Origin of the sequence: Demequina pelophila (genome assembly GCF_000971175.1) — a bacterium.
GTDB classification, from domain to species: domain Bacteria; phylum Actinomycetota; class Actinomycetes; order Actinomycetales; family Demequinaceae; genus Demequina; species Demequina pelophila.
Map to the genome: position 1 here is coordinate 37,528 of NZ_BBLY01000005.1, position 20,381 is coordinate 57,908.

A 20,381-nucleotide genomic window follows, 5' to 3' on the forward strand; every position below is an offset into this window, starting at 1 on the left:
CCGCGCACCGACGAGGGGGCGACGATGCTGGGACGGGTCCGCTGATGTCCGCGACTGCGGAGCCGCGCGAGAGCCGCTGGGGCGCGAGGCTCAACTCGGTCGACTACATGCGCACGGCCGTCTTCTTCGACGGCGATCGGGTGCGCGCGCAGCACACGCGCTTCTGGCTGCTGCTCGTCCTCGCCTCCGTCATCGCGAGCGCGGGCGTGGTCGCGAACTCGACCGCGACGGTGATCGGCGCGATGATCGTCGCCCCGCTCATGCGCCCCATTCAGGGCACCATGCTCGCGACCGTCCTAGGCGACCACCGCAACCTCACCCGCTCGATCACCCTCATGGTCGGGGGCGCGGCCGCGTCGATCGGCGTCGGGTTCGTCGTCGGCCTCCTCATCGTCCAGCCGGTCGTGGCCGAGACCAGCGACCAGGTCGCGGGCCGCGTCTCCCCCGGACTGATCGATCTGCTCGCCGCCCTCGCCACGGGGCTCGTCGGCTCGATCGCACTGCTACGCTCCGACATCTCGGACACGCTGCCGGGCGTCGCCATCGCGATCTCGCTGGTGCCGCCGCTGTGCGTCGTGGGCCTCACGCTCGAGGCGGGCGCATACGCGCAGGCCCTCGGGGCGCTGCTGCTGTTCGTCACGAACGTCGCGGCGATCCTCGCGACCGGGTCCATCACGATGGCGGTCTACGGATTCGCCCGCGTGCGGATCGAGATGGCCCAGGACAAGGAGGCCGAGCGCCGTCGCCGCGCCCGCGCCTATCTCACCACCAGCGTGATGCTGCTGCTGGTCGCCGTGCCGCTGACGTACTCGTCGATGAAGACGCTCGAGGACTCGTCGCGGATCGGGCGGATCACCTCCTACATCGAGGACATCACCGAGGGCACGCGCTGGGAGATGGTCTCCATCACCCTGCGCGAGTCCGACCGCCTCCACGTGCTGGTCAAGGGTCGGCCCCCGCTGCCCGACATGGCCGCGCTCTACGCGGACATGGAGGCGAACGGCCTCGACACGTCGCTCATCACCGTCGAGCTGGTCCCGGTGTACGCCTTCGACGCGGACCACCTGGAGGTGCCGGAGGGCTGAGCCGCGGCGCCTCCCGGCGGACACTCCGCACTCCACTCCGGACACTCCGCACGGATTCGGTCGCGACACGCGGATCGCGAGGGCCGATGCGGTGGCCGGCCACGGCGTGTCGCCCGCCGGTCCGTGCGGAGTGTCCGGGAGGAGGGGTCAGGAGCGCTCGACGTCCGGGTCGTCCAGCTCCTCGCCGCGGTGCGGCGGCGCCGCGGGCTCGGGGACGATGCCGGGGGCGTCGAACGTGGTGGGTGCCTCCCCCGCGCTCGGGTCGACCGGGTCGATGGGCGGCTCGACCTCGTCGATGGGTGCCGCGAACTGCGCCTCGTAGAGGCGGGCGTACGCGCCCTTGGCCTCGAGGAGCTGGGCATGGTTGCCCTGCTCGACGATGCTGCCGTGCTCCATCACCAGGATGAGGTCCGCGTCGCGGATGGTGGACAGCCGGTGCGCGATGACGAACGCGGTGCGGTCCCGTCGGAGCTTCGCCATGGCCCGCTGGACCAGCAGCTCGGTGCGGGTGTCCACCGAGGAGGTCGCCTCGTCGAGGATGAGCACCTGCGGCTGGGCCACGAACGCGCGGGCGATGGTGATGAGCTGGCGCTCGCCGGCGGAGATGTTGGTCGCGTCGTCGTCCAGCACCGTGTCGTAGCCGTCGGGCAGCGAGTGGACGAAGCGGTCGACGTACGCGGCCTTCGCCGCGGCGAGGATCTCCTCCTCCGTCGCGTCCGTGCGCCCGTACGCGATGTTGTCGCGGATGGTGCCGCCGAACAGCCACGTGTCCTGGAGCACCATGCCGGTGCGCGAGCGCAGGTCCCGGCGGGTCATCGAGGCGATGTCCGTGCCGTCGAGGGTAATGCGGCCGGAGTTGAGCTCGTAGAACCGCATGATGAGGTTGACCAGCGTGGTCTTGCCCGCGCCCGTGGGGCCGACGATCGCGACCGTGCGGCCGGGCTCGACGGTGAGGTCGAGGTGGTCGATGAGCGGCTTGTCCTCGACGTAGCGGAAGGACACGTCCTCGAACACCAGGCGCCCGTGGTCGTCGTCCGGGGTGGCGGCCGGCTCGGGGTCGGCGCCCTGCTCGTCCGCGTCGAGCAGCTCGAACACGCGCTCCGCGGAGGCGACGCCCGACTGCAGCAGGTTGGCCATCGAGCCCAGCTGGCTGATGGGCTGCTGGAACTGGCGCGAGTACTGGATGAACGCCTGCACGTCGCCCAGGGTCATGGTGCCGGAGGCCACCTTGAGCCCGCCGACCACCGCGATGGCGACGTAGACCAGGTTCCCGATGAACATGGCCGACGGCATGATGATGCCGGAGATGAACTGGGCGCGGAAGCTGGCCTCGAAGAGCTCCTCGTTCTTGCGCGCGAAGACGGCCTTGGACTCCTGCTGGCGTCCGAACACCTTGACCAGCGCGTGGCCGGTGTAGCCCTCCTCGATCTGCGAGTTGAGGTCGCCGGTGTGCTTCCACTGCTTGACGAACTCGGGCTGCGAGCGCTTCGCGATCTGCGCGACGATCACCGCGGTGAGCGGAATGGACACGAGCGCGATGAGCGCGAGCTGCCACGAGATCGAGAACATCATGCCCAGGATGCCCAGCACGGTGAGGATCGAGATGAACAGCTGGCTCAGCGTCTGCTGGAGCGTCTGCGAGATGTTGTCGATGTCGTTGGTGACGCGGCTGAGCAGGTCGCCGCGCTGGTGCGTGTCGAAGTAGGACAGCGGCAGGCGGTGGATCTTGTCCTCGACGCTCTGGCGCAGCCGGTACACGGTGCGCTGCGTGACCTCGTTGAGGATGTAGCCCTGCGCGAGGCCCAGGAGCGCCGAGCCGATGTAGATGAGGATCACCCAGAACAGGATCCGGTGGAGCCGCTCGAAGTCGACGCCGCCGGCGAGGAAGCCCTCGAAGATGACGGTGGTCGCGTTGCCCAGGATCTTGGGGCCGGCGACGGACAGCGCCACGGAGCCGGCGCCCAGGACGATGACCACCCACACGAGCACGATCTCGGGGCTGAGCAGCTTCGCGAGGCGGAGGCCGGAGGCCTTGAAGTTCATGGCCTTCTCGGTCGGGGCGCCCATGCCGGGGCCGCCGGGGCCGGGCCCGTGCTGACGCTGGGGCGGACGGGGCGTGGCCTGCTTGGTCTCGCTCATGCGGACGCCTCCTCGGCTCGGAGCTGGGTACTGACGATCTCCTGGTAGGTCGGCGAGGTCTCGAGGAGCTGGGCGTGGGTGCCGCGGTCGACGATGCGGCCGTCCTCCATGACGAGGATCTGGTCGGCGTCGACGATGCTGGAGACGCGCTGGGCGACCACGATCACCGTCGCGTCGTGCACCTCGCGGGCGAGCGCGGCGCGCAGGCGCGCGTCGGTCGCGGTGTCGAGGGCGCTGAACGAGTCGTCGAACACGAGCACGTCGGGGCGGCGCACCAGGGCGCGCGCGATGGACAGGCGCTGGCGCTGGCCGCCCGAGACGGTGGTGCCGCCCTGGGCGATGGGCGCCTCGAGCTGCTCCGGCATGGCGCGGACGAAGTCCTCGCCCTGCGCGATCGCGAGCGCGTCCCACAGGTCCTGCTCCGTGGCGTCCTCGCGGCCGTAGCGCAGGTTGGACGCGACGGTCCCGGCGAACAGGTACGGGCGCTGCGGCACCACGCCGATGCGGGTCCACAGCGACTCCTGACCCGCGTCGCGCACGTCGACGCCGCCCACGCGGACGGTGCCGCTCGTGATGTCGTAGAGGCGCGGGATGAGGTTGACCAGGGTGGTCTTGCCGGCTCCGGTCGAGCCGATGATCGCGGTCGTCGTGCCGCGGCGCGCCGTGAAGGAGATGTCCGCGAGGACCGGCTGCTCGGCGCCGGGGTACGTGAACGTCACGTTGTCGAAGACCACCTCGCCGGTCGAGGGGACCTCGACCGGCGCATCGGCCTCCTTGACGGTGGAGCGGGTGGCGAGCACCTCGCCGATGCGGTCCGCCGACACTGCGGCGCGCGGCACCAGGACGAAGAGGAACGTCGCCATCAGCACCGAGAAGAGAATCTGGATGAGGTAGCTGAGGAACGCGGTGAGCGCGCCCACCTGCATCTGGCCGGCGTCGATGCGGTTGCCGCCGAGCCAGATGACCGCGGCGGAGCCGAGGTTCACGACGAGCAGGACCAGCGGGAACATCGCGGCCATGAGGCGGCCGGCCTTGACCGCGGACTCGGTGACCAGGGCGTTCGCCTCGCCGAAGCGGGCGTGCTCGACGTCCTCGCGGACGAACGCCCGCACGACGCGGATGCCGGTGAGCTGCTCGCGCAGCACGCGGTTGATGCCGTCGATGCGCACCTGCATGCGGCGGAAGTGCGGGACCATGCGCCACACGATGAGCGACACGATGACCAGCAGCACCGGGATCGCGACGGCCATGATCCACGACATCTCGAGGTCCTGCTCGAGCGCGAGGATGACGCCGCCGATGATGGTGAACGGCGTCACCATGAGCATCGTGCAGGTCATGAGGACCAGCATCTGGACCTGCTGGACGTCGTTGGTGGTGCGGGTGATGAGCGACGGGGCGCCGAAGCGCTGCACCTCCGCCTCGGAGAACGTCGCGACGCGGCCGAAGATGTCCGCGCGCAGGTCGCGGCCCACGCGCATCGCGATCTTGGCGCCGAAGTAGACGGCGGTGATGGTGCACGCGATGCCGACGAACGACAGGCCGAGCATCCAGCCGCCGAGGCGCCAGATCTCGCCGGTGTCGCCGGTGGCGACGCCCTTGTCGATGATGTCCGCGTTGAGCGTGGGCAGGTACAGGTTGACCATGGCCTGCGCGAACTGGAACACGACCACTCCGAGGAGCAGCCTCCAGTACGGCTTGACCGAGCTGACGAGCAGCTTCCACAGCATGGGTCAGTCCCCTTCCTTGGCGATGCCGTTGAGGATGAAGTCGGCGAGCTGGGCGGGGTCGGAGGCCTCGCCGCTCGAGATGAAGGGCATCGCGGTGCCGAACACCAGGATGCGCAGATAGTCGACCGCCGTGCCGACGGGGACGCGGAGGCGGTGGGCGTCGGGCGCGAGGAGCTCCTCGACCACCCCGGAGACCTCCCCGAGCGGCGGCCTGCGGTGATCGTGCCCCTTGCGGCGGCGCTCGTGGTCGCGCGGTCCCAGGGCGGTCATGAAGCGGACCACCTCGCCCACGCGGCCGTGGAGGCGGGTCACCACCTGCTGGACCTTGGCCTCGAGGGGCTGGGCGGGGTCGATGCCCGCGACGACCGCGAGCGTGTCCTCGGGGTCCATGACGCGCTCGATGCAGGCGTCGATGAGCTCGCCCTTGTCCGCGAAGGCGCGGAAGACGGTGCCCTCGGCGATGCCGGCGGCATCCGCGATCTGGCGCGTGGTGACCTCGGCACCGTGCTCGAGGATGAGCGGGACCGTGGCCTCGACGATATGGGCGCGGCGGTCCTCGGGGGACATGCGCGGCGCGCGGGTGGGTGAAGTCACCCGGCCCACTTTAATGAGTGAGCACTCACTCCGCTAGGCGGAAGGTCCCGATGACCCCGATGCCAGGGCGGATTCCGGGCCGGCATCCAGGTCGTACGCGACCAGCGCGCCCGCCTTCACCACCACCCCGATCCGCCGCCCGTCGGCGGTGACGCCCTCGACCGCGGCCGCGTCGACCGCGGCCCGCGACCAGGGGCCGGCGACGTCCGCGCCGGCCGCGTCGCACAGCCGGAACACGTGCCCGGAGAGGATCGGGTCGTCGGCGCCGTAGATCTCCGCGAAGGCGGCGTCCTGGGTGAACAGCGGCTCGCGGCAGGCGAGCGAGCCGCCCTGGAACGCCGTGAAGACTCCGGTGGCCGGGTCGATCACTCCCGCGGTCCCCTGCTCCGCGACCAGCCAGGCGTCGCCGGCGCCGCCGAACCCCGTGGCCGATGCGCTGGTCGGGGCGAGCGCCAGGCCCGCCGCGGTGCGCCGCCACCGGGTGGCGCCGGTGCGCGCGTCGACGCCCTCGAGCGCCACGTCCGCCACCTCGTACTCCCAGTCCCCCGGCCCCGTCTCGACGAGCGCGAGCCCCTCCGCGCACAGGACCTCGAACCGGCACCACGCGGCCCCGTCCCGTCGTACCAGCACCTCGCCCGTGGACAGGTCGAGCGACGCCGCGGCCAGATCCTTCGCGGCGACGCGGTCGACGCCGCCGGAGACGAGCCCCGGGGTGGCCGTGAGCCACAGCACGTCGCCGTCCGGGTGCTCGCGCACGCTCGCGGCGATCAGCCCATCGAAGACCGCTCCGCCGAAGACGTGGTCGACGTCCACGCGCCAGGCGACCTCCCCGTCCTCGCGGCGCACCAGCTGCTCGACCCCGTCCGGGCCCACCTCGACGCGGACGCCGCCGGCCAGCGCCCGGGCGTCGTCCACGCCGGGCTCGATCGCCTCGGGCTCGTAGTCCGACCACTCGAGCGTCGCGGGGTCGACGCGGCGGGTCTCCCAGTCGTCGGCCCCGTCCGCGGACCCGCTCAGGCACAGCCCGCCGCCCACCGCGCACTCCCACGAGCTCGCCGTCCACCGCTCCTCGGGCTCGGCCAGCAGCTCGCCGGTCTCCGGATCCACCAGCTCGACCTCGTGATGCGCGCGATCCCCGACCCAGGTCACCGGGGAGAGGTTGAGCAGCACCGGCTCCCCGGCCGTGGTCTCGAAGCTCCACGCGTCCCGGAAGCCCTCGGGGACGATGCCCCCGCGACTCGACTCACGGGACCACAGCACCGCGCCCGTGGCCAGGTCGAGGCCGCGCAGCACGTCGGGGCTGGGGCCGTAGTCGCGGGCGACGACCACGTCGCCGTGGATCTCGATGGGCCCGCCGTAGTCCCCGAACGCCGACCACAGCCGCGCCGCCTCGTCGACTGCCGCGGCCGCGAGCGCCGCGCCGGGATCCACGGGCGACCCTGTCTCCTCGGTCGAGTCGGCGCCCTCGGGTCTCACCCCGGCGTCGCCGCCCCCGCCGTCCTCGGCGACGGCGGCGGCCACCGCCCCACCCTCACCGCCCGCGTCGGACGGCGACCCGGCCGTCGAGCATCCCGCCACCACCAGCACCGCCGCCATCACCGCGATCGCCCTCATCGAGCCCCCCTCGTCCCTGCTTCAGGACGGTACGGAGGAGGCGCGCGCCCGCGAAAGGCGGAGCCCGAATCTGTGGAGAACGATCTGTAGAGAACTCAGGCCAGCCGGCGCGCGAAGGTCACCGTCGCATCGTCCCATCCCACGGCCCGGAAGCCCACGCGCGGGTAGAAGGCCTGGGCGCCGGCGTTGGCGCGCTCGGCGACCAGGTGGACGCCCGGCACCCCGCGCTCGCCGAGCAGCGCGCACGCGGCCTCGATGAGCGCGCGGCCCGCGCCGCGGCCCTGCGCCTCGGGGAGCAGGTCGATGTGCAGGTGCGCGGGATAGTCGGCGAGCTGCGGGATCAGGGTGCGGCCCGGATCCGCGGCCTGCGCGATCAGCTCCCGTCCCGCCGTGTTGCGAGCCACGTGACCGGGGCCGATGCGCGGCCACCAGTCCGCGACGAACCAGCCTTGGAAGGCGGCCGTGTCGGACGTGCCGAGGACGTACCCGAGCGCCTCGCCGCCCCGCTCCCAGACCAGGGCGAACCCGCCGGGACCGGCGAGGTAGGGAAGCGCGTAGACGTCCGCGAGCAGGGCATCGTCCCCGTGGACGCCGGTCGCGTCCGCTCCCCGGTCGCCCGTGAGCAGGCAGATGCGGGCGATCGCGGCGTGGTCGGCGGGCGCGGCCGGGCGGATCACGCGCGCTCCTCGATCCGCTCGAGGCGCGCCAGCCCCAGGGCGAGCAGGACTGCCAGCGCGACGCCGGCGAGGGTGAGGCCGATGCGCTGGGCGGCCGCCTCCCACGCCCCCGCCGTCGACGTCACTCCCGCGAGCAGGACCAGGGTGGCGGCGGTGAAGGCGGCGCCCCGGATCTGGTCGCGCGCGACGGACCACGCCACGCCGCCGACCGCGGCGGCGACGGCGAGTGCCGCGGCGGCCCATCCGGGAATGAGCGAGGCGACCACCGCGCCGACGAGCGTGCCGGCGACGGTGCCGAGGACGCGGCGGCGGGCGCGCGCCGAGGTCTCGCCCCGCACCGGGAGCAGCACGGCGCTGAGGGCGACCACGGCCCAGAGCGCGTGTGCCAGGTCGAGCGCGCGTGCGACGGTGATCGCGACACCGGTGCCGGCCGCGAGCGCGGCGAGGTAGGCCCACGTGGTGCGGGGCGGCAGCGGCGACGGGTCGGCGCGCGCGAGGCCCAGCGCCGCCAGGGCCGCCGGCACCGCGACGGCGCCGAGCACCACCCCCGCGAGCGCCCCGCCCGGGCCGATGCTCGCGGCATCCGTGCCCGCCGCCGCGACCACGACCGGCGCGATCCCGGCGACCGGCCCGTAGCGCAGCACGACCGGCGCGCTCGCCCCGACCGAGGCGGCCGTCAACGCACCCAGGGCGAGCGGCGCATCGGCCAGCGTGGTCGCGAGCGCCGCCAGGACGCCCACGGCGACGCCGAGCGCGAGCGGATGCCACAGCGGGCCGCGCTGCAGCGCGAGCACCGTGACCATGAGGCCGCCGAGCGCGGCGCCGACGCCCGCGCCGAGTCCCAGCGTGATTCCCACGGTGGCGGCCACGGCGAGCAGCACCCCGACGACCACCGCGGCCACACGAACGGCCGGGCCGGAAGGCAGCAACGCCGCCGGGGCGAGGGGCATGCCCCGAGGGTAGCCGCCCGCCGTACCCTCGGGGAGTGACCATCACGCCGGACCTGCTCGAGCTCCCCATCTACGTCAACCTCATCGCGGTATTCGTGGGCGCGCTGGGCGGCGCCATCCGCGCGGGAGAGGACGAGCACACCGACCTCGTGGGCGTGCTGACGCTGTCCGCGGCGATGGGATTCGGCGGCGGAATCATCCGCGACGTGCTGCTGGGCAACCTCCCGCCGGCGGCGATCCGCACGCCCGAGTACCTGCTCACGGCGGCGGTCGCGGCTGCGATCGGCATGGGATTCGTCTACTACCTGCGCAAGCTGGGCAGGTTCCTGTGGTGGCTGGACTCGATGATCGTCGGCCTGTTCGCGTGCGTGGGCGTCAACACGGCGCTGCTCAAGGAGGTGAACGTGCTGCCCGCGGTGATCATCGGCACGATCGCCTCCGTGGGCGGGCTGATGCTGTGCGACATGCTCCAGGGGCGGGCGTCCTCGATCATGTACGTGGGGCCGCCCAACGCGATCGCCGGGCTCGCGGGCGCCGCGACATACGCGATCCTCGCCTCCTTCACGGATCCGGTGGTGACCACCGCGATCGCGACCGCGGTGACCGTGCTGGTGCGGCTCAGCGGGCCGCTGTTGCACGTCACCGTGCCGCAGCCGCGCAAGCATGCGTACGAGCTGCGGCTGAGGAAGGCCTTCTCGCGCGCCCGCGAGGAGGGCACGCTGCCCGAGGGCGTCGCGGATCTCGCGCCGGGCACCGGCTCGCTCGCGGCCGTCACGGTCGCGACGTCGCCCGACCCGGAGCCGCTCGACGACGAGGACGACGCCCCCACCGAGGTGCTCATCCTCGACGAGTACTCCCCCGGCCTGGGCCACGCCTCGCCCTCCGAGGAGTGGATCGCGAGCGTCGAGGAGGACGGGACCGAGCGGGAGTAGGCCTGCCGCATCCGCCGACCGGCCAGTCCGGCTCGGCCTCGAGCGAATCGTGTCGCTCGGAGCGCCTTCTCGCGTCCTGCAGAGCGAATGGTGTCGCTTCCCTTCTGAGCCCGCCCATGTCCACACGTCACGAATCGCTCCCTGAGACGCATCGGCCTGCCGAGAACGACACGATCCTCTCGAGCGGGCGCCGGCCGGGCGATCAGGCGAGCAGGCGCGCAACCAGGCGCGCCGGCGTGACTACAGCCGCGTGGCGGTCGCTCCCACGACCCGGCCCACGGTGTGGATGCAGTGCCACGCCTCGCCGCCGATGCCCTGCGCCCAGTCCGGCTTGCCGGTCTCGAGCCCGGCGGCCGCGAGCCCCGCGCCCAGCACGAGCACGGAGGGACCGGCGCCGGACACGACCGCGGCCAGGCCCCGCTCGCGCAGCGCGCGCACCATGGGCGTCGCCGGGCCGAGCACGTCCGCCCGGTAGGTCTGGTGCAGCTTGTCCTGCGTCGCGTCGAAGAGGTCCTCGGGGCGGCCGGCGAGCGCATTCACCAGCAGCGCCGCGCGACCCACGTTGAAGGCCGCGTCCACGTGGGGCACGGCCGCGGGCAGCACCGCGCGCGCCTCCTTGGTGGGCAGCGTCGAGCCGGGCACCAGCACGGCGGTCTCGATCTCGTCGGCCACCAGGAGCGGCCGCGCGTGGGCGCCGTCGGCGTCCTTCCACGCGACGGTCGCGCCGCCGTAGATGGCGGGCGCCGCGTTGTCGGGGTGGCCCTCGAAGGCGTTGGCGAGGCGGAGCACCTCGGACGCGGGCAGCGCGTCGGCGTCGGCCAGCAGCGCGCGGGCGGCCACGATGCCCGCCACCACGGCCGCGGCGGACGATCCCAGCCCACGGCCGTGCGGGATGCGGTTGGTCGCGCGGATCTCGAGCCCGGTCTGGGACGCGCCCACGTGGTCGAGGGCCGCGCGCAGCGCCTGCACCACCAGGTGGGACTCGTCGCGGGCGAGCGTGGCGGCCCCCTCGCCCTCGATCTCGATCGACACGGAGGACGAGGCGACGGCGCGCACCTCCACGTCGTCGACCAGGCCCAGGGCCATGCCGAGCGCGTCGAAGCCGGGGCCCAGGTTGCCCGCGGTCGCGGGCACGGAGACGCGGACGTGGTCCGCGGCGAGCCGCATCGCCATTACAGCCCCAGGACCTGCGCGGCGGCCTCGACGTCCACCGGGATGACGGTCGGGTCGAGCTCGCGCCCGCCCAGCGCGGTCGCGGTGTCCTTGAGCCCGTTGCCGGTGACGGTGCATGTGATGGTCGCGCCCTGGGGCACCTCGCCCAGCGCCGCCGCGGCCAGGAGGCCGGCGATCGGCGCCGCGGAGGCGGGCTCGACGAAGACGCCCACGTCGGCCGCGAGGCGCGCCTGGGCGTTGAGGATCTGCTGGTCGGAGACGGCGCGGATCCAGCCGCCGGACTCGTCGCGCGCGGCGACGGCGAGGTCCCACGAGGCGGGCTTGCCGATGCGGATCGCGGTCGCGATGGTCTCCGGGTCCTTGATGGGGTGGCCGGCGACGAACGGCGCGGCGCCCGCGGCCTGCACGCCCCAGATCTTGGGACGGCGCGTGGCGTCTCCGGCCTCGAGCGCCTCCTTGAAGCCCATCCAGTAGGCGGAGATGTTGCCGGCGTTGCCCACGGGCAGCATGTGGATGTCCGGGGCGTCGCCCAGCTGGTCGACGATCTCGAAGGCCGCGGTCTTCTGGCCCTGGAGGCGGTACGGGTTGACCGAGTTCACCAGGGCGATGGGGTACTCCTCCGACAGCGTGCGCACGATGTCGAGGCACTCGTCGAAGTTGCCGTCCACCTGGACCAGGTCCGCGCCGTGGACGATCGCCTGAGCCATCTTGCCCGCGGCGATCTTGCCCTGCGGGATCATGACGACGCAGCGCAGGCCCGCGTGGGCCGCGTACGCTGCGGCGGAGGCGGACGTGTTGCCGGTCGACGCGCACACCACGGTGTGGTCGCCGTCCTTGACCACCTGGGTCACGGCGGACGTCATGCCGCGGTCCTTGAAGGACCCGGTGGGGTTCATGCCCTCGACCTTGACGAACACGTCCGCGCCCACCTCGGCGGAGATGGACGGCGCGGGCACCAGCGGCGTGCCGCCCTCGCCCAGCGTGATGATCCGGTCCGACTCCTCGAACGGCAGGCGGTCCAGGTACTCCCGGACGATGCCCCTCCACACGTGCGCCATTACTCTCCCTCGATCCTCAGCACGGACTTGATCTCCGCGACCGCGGCGGAGGCGCGCAGGTCCTCGACCGTCGCACGCAGGTCGCCCTCGGGCGCGCGGTACGTCGACAGGATCAGGCCGGCGTGGCTCTGGCCCGGCACCTGGCGGACCAGCTCGATGCCCACGCGGTGGCGGGCGAACACCTCGGCGACGGAGGACAGCACGCCCGGGCGGTCCTCGACGGCCATCCGCACGCAGTAGCGCGTGTCCGCCTTGTCCATGGGCAGCACCTCGTGCTCGGCGTAGTTCGACTCGAGCGGGCCCTTGCTGCCGAGCGCCTTGTGACGCGCCACCGAGACCAGGTCGCCCAGGACGGCCGATGCGGTGGGCGTCCCGCCCGCGCCCTGACCGTAGAACATGAGGCCGCCGGCGGCCTCCGCCTCGATGAAGACCGCGTTGAACGCGCCGTGGACGCCGGCGAGCGGGTGCGTGCCGGGCACGAGCGCCGGGTGGACGCGGACGGCCACGCCCTCGGGCGTGCGCTCGGCGATCGCGAGCAGCTTGACCACCTGGCCGGTCTCGCGCGCGGCGATCACGTCGTCCGCGGTGATCGCGGAGATGCCCTCGCAGAACACGTCCTCGAGCGCCACCCGCTGGTGGAACGCGAGGGAGGCCAGGATCGCGGCCTTGGCCGCCGCATCGTGCCCCTCGACGTCCGCCGTGGGGTCGGCCTCGGCGTAGCCGAGCTCCTGCGCCTGCTTGAGCGCGACCTCGTAGTCGAGGCCGTTGGTGGTCATCTCGTCGAGGATGTAGTTGGTGGTGCCGTTGACGATGCCCAGGATGCGGGTGATGTGGTCGCCCGCGAGCGACTCGCGCACCGGGCGCACCAGAGGGATCGCGCCGGCGACGGCGGCCTCGAAGTAGAGGTCCACGTTGGCGGCGTCCGCCGCCTCGTAGAGCTCCGGGCCGTGCGCGGCGAGCAGCGCCTTGTTCGCGGTCACCACGGAGGCGCCCGAGGCGATCGCCTCGAGGATCAGGGTGCGCGCCGGCTCGATCCCGCCCATGAGCTCGACCACGACGTCGGAGCGGGCGATGAGGCCCGAGGCGTCGTCGGTGAGCAGCTCACGCGGGATGTGGGGGCCGCGGTCCTTCGAGGTGTCGCGGACGTAGATGCCGCTGATCTCGAGGGGCGCGCCCACGCGCGCGGCAAGGTCCTCGCCCGGCCGGGTGAGGAGGCGCACCACCTCCGCTCCCACGGTTCCGGGGCCGAGCACGGCGATCTTCACGGGCTTCACGGCGTCAGACACGCCGCCCAGCCTATCCGTTCGGGGTCCCGCCTCCGCGTCCGGGCGGCGCCCGGGGACGATGCGGGTCGCGGCTACTCGGCCTTGCGCGGGATGACGACCTCGGCCGGGATGTCGACCGGCGAGCCGGCCTCGCCCGGGTCGTCGTCGACCTCGTCCTCGTAGCCCTCGCCGGGGTCGGGGGTGTGATTCCAGATGCTGGGCTTGTCCTGCGGCTGCTCGGGCATGGGGTCTCCGTCCGGTGCGTGGGCCGGCGACCATGCCGCCCGGGATCCAGTCAACCCCCGGATCGGGCACCTTGCCACCGGAACGGCCCGGCAGGACGATGCGCGGTGCCGGTCAGCGCGCGAGCTCCGAGAAGAGCCCCGGGCTCCCCGTCCACTCGGCCGAGCCGCCTCGCCGGGCCAGGACATCCCAGCCTCCAGAGACCTCGCCCACGACGTCCCAGGCCTGGCCGTCGGGGGAGTGCAGCACCTTGAGCGGGTCGCTCGGACCGCGGGTCGGATCGATCAGGTAGAAGCCGTCGCCCGCACCGATAGCCTGCAGAATCGTCCCGTGGTCACCGGTCATCGGACTCCAATCCACGCCGTCGTCGGAGAACCACGTGCCGCCATCGGTGTACGCGACCACACCGGGCGCTCCGACGAGCACGATCCAGACCTGGGAATCGAAGTCCGTCGAAACAGCCTCGCCCTCCCTGAGCACGGTCACCGCGTGCTCGCCCTCGGCCCACGCAGCCGTGTCGCCCCACACGCCCGCGCAGCCCGTCCGATCCCACCCGAGCCCGTTGACCACGGTGCCGCCCACGTCGGTCACCTGCCACGCGGCCCCGTCCGCCGACCAGGCGTACCAGTAGCCGCGCGGGCCGCCCTCTCCGCACGCGAGGTATTTTCGGCCCTGCACCTCGAGACCTTGCACCACTCCACCGGCGGCCCGCTGCATCGCCTGGATGTCGAGTCCGCCTCGTGACGTCAGCACGCCTTCCTCACGCGTCGCTGGATCGACGGTCCCGCCGGATGGCTCGCTCACCGGAGGGGGCGTCGATACCGCACCGCCCGGCGCGGATTCGATCCGCCAGAGCGCCAGCCGGCCTGGCTGAGGGGCCTCGTCCGCCCCTGTCAGGACCAGGTACGTGCCATCGTGGGCGGCGCCACTCACCGCGACGGTGGCGCCGCCCAGCTGCACCGCCCGTCCGGGCTCGCCGTAGCGCGCCAGGCCGACCTGGATGGCGCGGCCGGCGGCAGGGTCCGCGACCAACGCTCCCGCGCTTCCGATCGCGACCCTGTGCGGGGCGTCCGGCGCCTCGTCTCGGTCGACCCTCGATCCGGGCAGAGGCGCCGACGCGAGGACGCCGTCCGGCGTGAGCAGGGAGTACGACGGCGATCCCGAGTCCCCGGTCCACACCGCACGCCCGTCGCGTCGCACGAGCGTTCCGCCGTGCCCCTCCACCGAGCCGAGGACGGTCCATCCCGCACCGTCGCCGCTGAACCTCACCATGAAGGGATCGTCGGAACCGCCCGTCGGCTCAACGGTGTAGTAGCCGTCCTCCGTGCCGATCACGTCGACGATGGATCGGTGGTCCGCATCGCCAAGGCGCAACCAGTGGAGGCCGCTGCCGCCTTCGCTCACGAGCCAATGTGCATCACCCGCGAGGACCAGCGCCCCCGGCCCGCCGACCGCTACGGCGCCGACGCCGTCCGCGAACTCACGGGTCGAGGTCTCGCTCCCGTGCCGCACGGTCAATACGTGGGTCTCGCTCCTCGGATCGAGAGACACTGCCGTGTCGCCCCAGACTCCAGGACAGCCGAACCCCGCGGGACTCTGCACCGTCCAGGGAACGTCCACGCGTTCCCAGCTCGCTGCGTCCTCCGAGGTTGCGTACCAGAAACCGTCGATGTCACCTCCGCACATCACGTATTGGCCGGCCGCGTGCTCGAGACCGACGAGGTTCTCGCGGATGCGACCTTCCTCATCCTCCTCGACGACGATCCAGTCGGGCACCGCGAGCTCCGCCGTCGACTCGATGACGCCGTCGTGCTGCGGCCAGTACTCCTCGGCTCCGACGTCCCCGACGGGGTCCGGCACGAGGTCGTCCACAGCGGGCTCGGGCGGCGCTTGCGAGACGCGCAGCAGCACGAGCGCGGCCACCGCTACGAGCACCGCGCTCACCGCTGCGACCAGCGCGGGCATCAGTCGCCCGCGCCGAGCCCGCGGCGTCTCGACCGTCGCCTCCGCCCGAGCGGCGCGCGCGACCGCCTCGTCGACCGACACGGGCGCCACGGCCGCTTCGGCGTGCCGTGCGTAGGCCCGAACCTGCTCCTCGAGCGACATCATGACTCCACCCCCAGCCTCCGACGCAGCGCCTCGAGCCCACGTCTCACATGCGTCTCGACCGTCGAGGGCGATACGTCGAGCAGCTCCCCCACCTCGCGGTACGTCCATCCGAGCCCTGTCGCGAGCACCACGCACATCCGCTGCCGTTCGGGCAGGCGCGACAGGGCGGCAGGCAGCCCCGGCTCTACCTCAGGCAGCCCCTCGGGCGGCAACGCGGCCATCACCGGCGTCCGCCGGCGGATCCGTCGGGTCTTCGACTCCCCGACCCGGAACAGGTACCCGACAGGGTTGTCCATGGCGCGCACGCGGTCCCAGTGCTCCCACGCATATGCGAGCGCCTCGGCCGTCGCGTCGCGGCCGTCGACATCGCCGTACCGCGCCCCGAAGGCGACGCGAAGCCGGGGTTCCGCGACGGCGTGGAAGTCCCCGAACGTCAGCCTCTCGACCTCGAGCATCTCGCCACCCCCTCACCCCCTAGACCCGCGGGCGACCCGGATCACCCACAGGAGACCGGTCAGGAACGGTGCGCGACGACGGCTACGGCGCGACGTCCCAGGAGAGCAGGTCCTCGAGGGTGTCGCGGCGGATGTGGACGTCCGCCTCGCCGTCGCGCACCGACACGACCGCGGGCCGCAGCAGCGCGTTGTAGTTGTTGGACATGGTCCGCCCGTAGGCGCCCGTCGCGGGCACCGCGAGCAGGTCGCCGCGCGAGGTGTCGCTCGGGAGCTCCACGTCCTTGACGACGATGTCCCCGCTCTCGCAGTGCTTGCCCACCACGCGCGAGCGCGCCGGCTCTGCCTCGGAGACCCGCGACGCCACGGTCGCCGTGTAGGAGGCGCCGTAGGTGATGGTCCGCATGTGGTCGCTCATGCCGCCGTCGACGGCCACGTACTGGCGCGCGCCGCCGTCCTCGAGCGCGACGTGCTTGACCACGCCCACCCGGTACAGGGTCATCCCGGCGGGGCCGGCGATCGCGCGGCCGGGCTCGATCGAGAACCGGGGCCACGGGCCCCCGACCTTGTCGACCGCGGCGGCCACCGCATCGGCCACCCCGGCGGCGGCCCGGTGCGGGGCGAGCTCCTCGTCGTCCGGCGTGTACCGGATCGCGAAGCCGCCGCCCAGGTCCACCTCGTCGAGCCAGATGCCCGTGTCCGCGGCGAAGGCGGCGCGCAGGCCCAGCATGCGCTCGGCGCTCTCCTGGAACGCGTCGAGCGAGAGGATCTGCGACCCGATGTGAGTGTGGATGCCGTTGAGGCGCAGGCCCGCGGCGTCGTGGCACTCGAGCAGCGCCTCGAACGCGGCGCCGGAGGCGAGCGAGAGGCCGAACTTCTGGTCCTCGTGCGCCGTGGCGATGTACTCGTGGCCGCCCGCGTGGACGCCCGTGGTGATGCGCACCATGACCGGCGCGACCAGGTCCAGCTCGAGCGCGATCGCGTTGAGGGTCTCGATCTCCGTCATGGAGTCGACGATGATCCGGCCCACGCCCGCCTCGAGCGCGCGGCGCAGCTCCGCATCGGACTTGTTGTTGCCGTGCAGGCCGATCCGCTCGGGCGGCATCCCGCCGCGCAGCGCGATCTCGAGCTCGCCGCCGGAGGCGACGTCCATGCACATGTCGTCCTCGAACATCCACCGGGCGATCTTGGAACTCAGCAGCGCCTTGGACGCGTAGTAGACGTCGACCTCCGCGCCGTACCGCCCGAAGGCGGCGCCGAAGCCCTCGCGGAAGGCCCGCGCGCGGCCGCGCAGGTCCTCCTCGTCGACGATGTAGAGCGGCGTTCCGTACGCGCCGGCCAGGTCGCGCACGTCGCAGCCGCCCACGGAGAGCGCGCCGTCGGCCACGCGACGGACGGTCGTCGAGAACACCTCGCCCATGGTCACATCCTCTCGGGAGCGGAGACCCCCAGCAGGTGGAGGCCGTTGCGCAGCACCTGGCCCGCGGCGTCGTTGAGCCACAGGCGGGTGCGGTGCAGGTCCGTGATCTCCTCGTCGCCCTGCGGGGTGACGCGGGTGCGGTCGTACCACTGGTTGAACGCCGCGGCCACGTCCTCGAGGTAGCGGGCGACGCGGTGCTGCTCGCGGAACTCGACGGCCTGGGTGACGATGCGCGGGAACTCGCCCAGGATGCCCAGCAGGGCCGCCTCGGTGTCGTGCTCGAGCTGCGCGGGATCGAAGCCGTCCTCGCGGCGGATGCCGTACTCGGCCGCGTTGCGGGCGACGCCGGCGGAGCGGGCGTGCGCGTACTGGACGTAGAAGACGGGGTTCGCGTTGGTCGCGGAGGCGAGCAGGTCGAGGTCGATGTCGATGGTCGAGTCCGCCGACGAGCGCGCCAGCGCGTAGCGGGCGGCGTCGACGCCCACCGCGTCCACCAGGTCCTCCATGGTCACCACGGTGCCCGCGCGCTTCGACATCCGGACGGGCTGGCCGTCCTTCACCAGGCTCACCAGCTGCCCGATGATCACCTCGACCGAGTCGGGGTCGTAGCCCAGCGCCGCCGCGGCGGCCTTGAGGCGCGCGATGTAGCCGTGGTGGTCCGCGCCCAGCAGGTAGATGCACAGGTCCGCGCCGCGCTCGTGCTTGTCGCGGATGTACGCGATGTCGCCCGCGATGTACGCGGCGTTGCCGTCCGACTTCACCACGACGCGGTCCTTCTCGTCGCCCTGGTCGGTCGAGCGCAGCCACCAGGCGCCCTCGGACTCGTACAGCGCGCCGGAGGCCTTGAGCTCCTCGAGCGCCTTCTCGACCTTGCCCGACCGGTGCAGCGACTCCTCGTGGAAGTACACGTCGAAGTCGACGCCGAACTGGTGCAGCGACTCCTTCACCTGGTCGAACATGAGGTGGACGCCGCGCTTGCGGAAGAACTCCTGGGCCTCCTCCTCGGGCAGCTCGAGCGGGTCCTTCTCCCCCGCCTCCATCGCCTGGATGAGCACCTGGTTGGCGATCTCCTGGATGTAGTCGCCGCCGTAGCCGTTCTCCGGGGTGTCCTCGCCGCGGATGGCCGCGAGCAGCGAGCGCGCGAAGTTGTCGATCTGCGAGCCGTGGTCGTTGAAGTAGTACTCGCGGATCACGGTGGCGCCGTGGAACTCGAGCAGCCGCGCGAGCGAGTCGCCCACGGCCGCCCAGCGCGCGCCGCCCAGGTGGACCGGGCCGGTGGGGTTCGCGGACACGAACTCGAGGTTCACGGTGGTGCCGGTCAGCGACTCGCCGCGGCCGTAGTCCTTGCCGTAGTCGACGATGCCGCGCGCGAGCTCGCCCGCCACGCCCTTGGCCAGGCGGATGTTGATGAAGCCGGGCCCGGCGACCTCGGCCGCCTCGATGCCCGGGTCCTCGAGCAGGCGCTCGACCAGCGTCGTGGCGAACTCGCGCGGGTTGGAGCCGGCCTTCTTGGCCAGCTGCATCGCGACGTTGGTCGCCCAGTCGCCGTGGTCCTTCTGCCTGGGGCGCTCGACGCGCACCTCCGGGACGTCGAACGGGGACAGCTGGAAGTCGCTGTCGTCGATTCCCGCCAGCAGGGCCGAGCGGATGGTCGCGGAGAGTTCTTCAGGTGTCACCCCGACAGTGTATGCGGGCGGTCGAGGGACGATGCGGCGGTCGCCCGGGAGCGGCTACTCCCCGTCGACCACCAGGCGTGCGAGCACGCCGCCGCACTGGACGGGGAAGGACTCGGCGCACTCCTCGGTCCAGATCTCGATGCGGTCGCCCACCGCGAGGTCCGCGCCCGTGAGCGCCTCCCCCTCGGAGTCGACCAGCCCGCCGGCCGTGGCCAGCGTGAGCCGCGCGCCGTCGTAGTACTCGCCGCCGGCGTCGGGCGCGAAGGTGATCACCACCGGGTCCGCCCGGTCCACCACCTCCACCACCGTGCCGGTGGCGTCGGCCGCCCGGGCCTCGCGCGCATCGTCCCCTCCCCCGCCGCACGCGGCGAGAAGGACGGCGATGGCGACGGAAAGGACCAGGGTCCGGGGCCTCATGCGCCCAGCATGCCACCGCACGGGTCAGTCCCGGTGCGGGCTGTCGTGGCGGGTCGCGCCGTCGAGCGGGACGCCGTCGCCGCGGTAGTCGGGCTCGCCGACGTACTCGTAGTGCCACGGCTCGGCCATGTCCGTGCCCCACTCCGCCCACGCGGGACGCTCCCAGTCGAACTCGGCCCAGTGGTTCATGAGCCACACGAACTGGTCGCCGTCGTAGCCGCCGGGCATCCGGGAGCCGGGGACGTCGATCGCGAGGCCGAAGCCATGATTCGACAGGCCCGGGGTCGCGGCCGTGGGGCCCAGCTCGAGGGCGAGCTCCTCCTGGAACTCGAACGTCCGGTAGGTCTCGCCGACGAGGATGTCCGTGCCGAACTCGGCGCGGAACGCCTCGTTCATGCGCTCGAGCGACTCGGCGGCGGCGCAGTCGAGCAGCTCCTCCGCGTCCCACGACAGCGGGCACAGCTTGTCGACGTCCAGGTGACCGGACTCCACGGTGCCGTCGTCCATCGTGTAGAACACCGGCGGCGGCGACGCCGAGGCCGTGACCTGGGGCGTGGCGGGCTCCTCCTCCGCGGGGCCGCCGGCGAGGCCGGTGACGCCGGCCGCGGGGCTGCCGCCGCTCAGCAGGGTCGCCGCGGCGACCACCGTTCCGCCCACCACGAACGCCGCGCCCAGCAGGGTCGCGCCCAGGACGGCGTGCCGGAGCCACGAGGCGCGCCGCGGGCGGGCGGCGCGGGGCTGGACGCGGGCGTCGGCGCGGACGGGACGGGAAGGGGTCACGAGGCTCTCCTGGCGGGTCGAGGGACGCCCTGAGGGCGCCCCTCCAGGCTAGGAATCAGCCCGCCGG

General features: G+C 72.8%; 18 protein-coding genes. 2 read left to right on the top strand and 16 right to left on the bottom strand.

Annotation, left to right across the window (positions count from 1 at the left end; translation table 11 throughout):
- The first annotated feature begins 44 nt into the window (after positions 1 to 44).
- Positions 45 to 1,085, top strand: coding sequence for a TIGR00341 family protein (locus AOM03_RS08225; protein WP_082092268.1), 1,041 nt, complete (start codon positions 45 to 47; stop codon positions 1,083 to 1,085).
- Between the two features lie 147 nt (positions 1,086 to 1,232).
- Here AOM03_RS08225 and AOM03_RS08230 read toward each other — a convergent pair whose 3' ends face one another.
- The 6 genes from AOM03_RS08230 to AOM03_RS08255 all read right to left on the bottom strand — a co-directional run bounded on the left by AOM03_RS08230 (position 1,233) and on the right by AOM03_RS08255 (position 8,789).
- Positions 1,233 to 3,224, bottom strand: a complete 1,992-nt coding sequence (locus tag AOM03_RS08230) for an ABC transporter ATP-binding protein (RefSeq protein ID WP_082092269.1) — start codon at positions 3,222 to 3,224, stop codon at positions 1,233 to 1,235.
- The gene (locus tag AOM03_RS08235; protein ID WP_062380238.1) at positions 3,221 to 4,954 is read right to left on the bottom strand and encodes an ABC transporter ATP-binding protein; all 1,734 of its coding nucleotides are present in this window, start codon (positions 4,952 to 4,954) and stop codon (positions 3,221 to 3,223) included. Before AOM03_RS08235 ends, AOM03_RS08230 begins: the two co-directional genes overlap by 4 nt.
- Before the next feature lie 3 nt (positions 4,955 to 4,957).
- Positions 4,958 to 5,548: a TetR/AcrR family transcriptional regulator gene (locus tag AOM03_RS13005; RefSeq protein ID WP_227589936.1), complete on the bottom strand. Its 591-nt coding sequence runs from the start codon at positions 5,546 to 5,548 to the stop codon at positions 4,958 to 4,960.
- A 33-nt stretch (positions 5,549 to 5,581) separates the two neighbouring features.
- Positions 5,582 to 7,162 (bottom strand): PQQ-binding-like beta-propeller repeat protein, encoded by a 1,581-nt coding sequence (locus AOM03_RS08245; protein WP_062380242.1) that lies wholly within the window; start codon positions 7,160 to 7,162, stop codon positions 5,582 to 5,584.
- Between the two features lie 95 nt (positions 7,163 to 7,257).
- A complete protein-coding gene (locus tag AOM03_RS08250; RefSeq protein ID WP_062380244.1) occupies positions 7,258 to 7,839 on the bottom strand; it encodes a GNAT family N-acetyltransferase in 582 nt (193 codons plus the stop codon).
- A complete protein-coding gene (locus tag AOM03_RS08255) occupies positions 7,836 to 8,789 on the bottom strand; it encodes an FUSC family protein (protein WP_062380246.1) in 954 nt (317 codons plus the stop codon). The genes AOM03_RS08250 and AOM03_RS08255 overlap by 4 nt, the downstream gene beginning before the upstream one ends.
- Before the next feature lie 35 nt (positions 8,790 to 8,824).
- Here AOM03_RS08255 and AOM03_RS08260 point away from each other — a divergent pair, with 35 nt between their 5' ends.
- Positions 8,825 to 9,721: a trimeric intracellular cation channel family protein gene (locus tag AOM03_RS08260; protein WP_062380248.1), complete on the top strand. Its 897-nt coding sequence runs from the start codon at positions 8,825 to 8,827 to the stop codon at positions 9,719 to 9,721.
- A gap of 240 nt (positions 9,722 to 9,961) precedes the next feature.
- Here the strand turns inward: AOM03_RS08260 and thrB are convergent, their stop codons facing one another.
- The 10 genes from thrB to AOM03_RS08305 all read right to left on the bottom strand — a co-directional run bounded on the left by thrB (position 9,962) and on the right by AOM03_RS08305 (position 20,314).
- Complete coding sequence (thrB, locus tag AOM03_RS08265) at positions 9,962 to 10,888, bottom strand: homoserine kinase (protein WP_082092307.1); 927 nt, start codon at positions 10,886 to 10,888, stop codon at positions 9,962 to 9,964.
- 5 nt (positions 10,889 to 10,893) lie between these two features.
- On the bottom strand, positions 10,894 to 11,952 hold the full coding sequence (thrC, locus tag AOM03_RS08270) for a threonine synthase (RefSeq protein ID WP_062380252.1): 1,059 nt from the start codon (positions 11,950 to 11,952) through the stop codon (positions 10,894 to 10,896).
- Positions 11,952 to 13,238 (bottom strand): homoserine dehydrogenase, encoded by a 1,287-nt coding sequence (locus AOM03_RS08275; RefSeq protein WP_062380254.1) that lies wholly within the window; start codon positions 13,236 to 13,238, stop codon positions 11,952 to 11,954. Before AOM03_RS08275 ends, thrC begins: the two co-directional genes overlap by 1 nt.
- A gap of 71 nt (positions 13,239 to 13,309) precedes the next feature.
- Positions 13,310 to 13,462 carry a hypothetical protein gene (locus AOM03_RS13010; RefSeq protein WP_227589960.1) on the bottom strand — a complete coding sequence of 51 codons (153 nt, stop codon included), beginning with the start codon at positions 13,460 to 13,462 and terminating at the stop codon, positions 13,310 to 13,312.
- 112 nt (positions 13,463 to 13,574) lie between these two features.
- Positions 13,575 to 15,569, bottom strand: coding sequence for a hypothetical protein (locus AOM03_RS08280; RefSeq protein ID WP_062380256.1), 1,995 nt, complete (start codon positions 15,567 to 15,569; stop codon positions 13,575 to 13,577).
- Complete coding sequence (locus tag AOM03_RS08285; protein WP_062380259.1) at positions 15,566 to 16,024, bottom strand: sigma-70 family RNA polymerase sigma factor; 459 nt, start codon at positions 16,022 to 16,024, stop codon at positions 15,566 to 15,568. Before AOM03_RS08285 ends, AOM03_RS08280 begins: the two co-directional genes overlap by 4 nt.
- Positions 16,025 to 16,106: 82 nt before the next feature.
- Positions 16,107 to 17,441: a diaminopimelate decarboxylase gene (gene lysA / locus AOM03_RS08290; RefSeq protein ID WP_062380260.1), complete on the bottom strand. Its 1,335-nt coding sequence runs from the start codon at positions 17,439 to 17,441 to the stop codon at positions 16,107 to 16,109.
- A 2-nt stretch (positions 17,442 to 17,443) separates the two neighbouring features.
- Positions 17,444 to 19,117 (bottom strand): arginine--tRNA ligase, encoded by a 1,674-nt coding sequence (gene argS / locus AOM03_RS08295; protein ID WP_062380262.1) that lies wholly within the window; start codon positions 19,115 to 19,117, stop codon positions 17,444 to 17,446.
- A 54-nt stretch (positions 19,118 to 19,171) separates the two neighbouring features.
- Complete coding sequence (locus AOM03_RS12715) at positions 19,172 to 19,534, bottom strand: hypothetical protein (RefSeq protein WP_062380264.1); 363 nt, start codon at positions 19,532 to 19,534, stop codon at positions 19,172 to 19,174.
- Between the two features lie 24 nt (positions 19,535 to 19,558).
- Complete coding sequence (locus AOM03_RS08305) at positions 19,559 to 20,314, bottom strand: M15 family metallopeptidase (protein WP_062380266.1); 756 nt, start codon at positions 20,312 to 20,314, stop codon at positions 19,559 to 19,561.
- Positions 20,315 to 20,381: the final 67 nt, after the last annotated feature.

What these genes read in the sequence shown, in the direction of transcription:
- AOM03_RS08280 (WP_062380256.1), bottom strand. Translation starts at nt 15,569, where the DNA reads ATGATGTCGCTCGAGGAGCAGGTTCGGGCCTACGCACGGCACGCCGAA.
- lysA (WP_062380260.1), bottom strand. Translation starts at nt 17,441, where the DNA reads ATGGGCGAGGTGTTCTCGACGACCGTCCGTCGCGTGGCCGACGGCGCG.
- AOM03_RS08230 (WP_082092269.1), bottom strand. Translation starts at nt 3,224, where the DNA reads ATGAGCGAGACCAAGCAGGCCACGCCCCGTCCGCCCCAGCGTCAGCAC.
- thrC (WP_062380252.1), bottom strand. Translation starts at nt 11,952, where the DNA reads ATGGCGCACGTGTGGAGGGGCATCGTCCGGGAGTACCTGGACCGCCTG.
- thrB (WP_082092307.1), bottom strand. Translation starts at nt 10,888, where the DNA reads ATGCGGCTCGCCGCGGACCACGTCCGCGTCTCCGTGCCCGCGACCGCG.
- AOM03_RS08245 (WP_062380242.1), bottom strand. Translation starts at nt 7,162, where the DNA reads ATGAGGGCGATCGCGGTGATGGCGGCGGTGCTGGTGGTGGCGGGATGC.
- AOM03_RS12715 (WP_062380264.1), bottom strand. Translation starts at nt 19,534, where the DNA reads ATGAGGCCCCGGACCCTGGTCCTTTCCGTCGCCATCGCCGTCCTTCTC.
- AOM03_RS08225 (WP_082092268.1), top strand. Translation starts at nt 45, where the DNA reads ATGTCCGCGACTGCGGAGCCGCGCGAGAGCCGCTGGGGCGCGAGGCTC.
- AOM03_RS13010 (WP_227589960.1), bottom strand. Translation starts at nt 13,462, where the DNA reads ATGCCCGAGCAGCCGCAGGACAAGCCCAGCATCTGGAATCACACCCCC.
- AOM03_RS08285 (WP_062380259.1), bottom strand. Translation starts at nt 16,024, where the DNA reads ATGCTCGAGGTCGAGAGGCTGACGTTCGGGGACTTCCACGCCGTCGCG.
- AOM03_RS08235 (WP_062380238.1), bottom strand. Translation starts at nt 4,954, where the DNA reads ATGCTGTGGAAGCTGCTCGTCAGCTCGGTCAAGCCGTACTGGAGGCTG.
- AOM03_RS08255 (WP_062380246.1), bottom strand. Translation starts at nt 8,789, where the DNA reads ATGCCCCTCGCCCCGGCGGCGTTGCTGCCTTCCGGCCCGGCCGTTCGT.